The 624-nt window shown below is 65.1% G+C and carries 1 protein-coding gene; it reads right to left on the bottom strand.

What is annotated here, in order from left to right; translation table 11 throughout:
- Positions 1–94: 94 nt before the first annotated feature.
- A complete protein-coding gene (locus A5780_RS13780; RefSeq protein ID WP_082976463.1) occupies positions 95–400 on the bottom strand; it encodes a hypothetical protein in 306 nt (101 codons plus the stop codon).
- Positions 401–624: the final 224 nt, after the last annotated feature.

Below are 624 nucleotides of genomic sequence, written 5' to 3'. Positions count from 1 at the left end.
AGCAGCGGGGCGACGATCATCGGGCCGACTCCCCCGATGCCGGCCGACGACGGCACGACCGGGATGTAGACATCGACCACACGCTCGCGAGCCATCACGCACTCACCGGCAGTTCGGCGAAACCGCGGGCCTCGGCGGCGGTCAGGCCCAACTGGCCAGCCCACCGCTCGACCTCGAGCCGCTCCGGAGCGATCGCGATCCGCATGGCCGCCGTCGCCTGCGCACGGGTCAGCTGACGGCCGGGCAGGTAATCGACCACCCACAGCGAATCGCCGACGTAATCGGCGTGATGGGTGGTCCCCGCGCTGGTCAGATGCCCGTCGACCTCCTGCACCGACGGGATCGTGGGAGCAGCAGCTCGCTGCCAGATATCGCGAGTCCAAACTTCGGGAAGGTTCATCGCGACTCCTCTCGTGTTTCTCCACTTCAGGCTAACACTCGTGTGCGCGTGTGCGCGCTGCGCACAAATAAGCGCACATTTTTCGTGTGCGCTCTTGTGCGCGTTAGCGTTCGCACACATACTTGGTTGTGTGCGCAGCGCGCACACGCGCACACGAGTGTTAGCCTGAAGTGGAGAAACACGAGAAAGGACAGAGCACGTGGCTCCGAACCTTCAGCGGCCCG

Source organism: Nocardia sp. 852002-20019_SCH5090214, from assembly GCF_001665865.1.
Lineage (GTDB): Bacteria > Actinomycetota > Actinomycetes > Mycobacteriales > Mycobacteriaceae > Nocardia > Nocardia nova.
The sequence above is the reverse complement of the archived record's forward strand: the minus strand, read 5'-3'. Positions and strand labels throughout refer to the sequence as shown.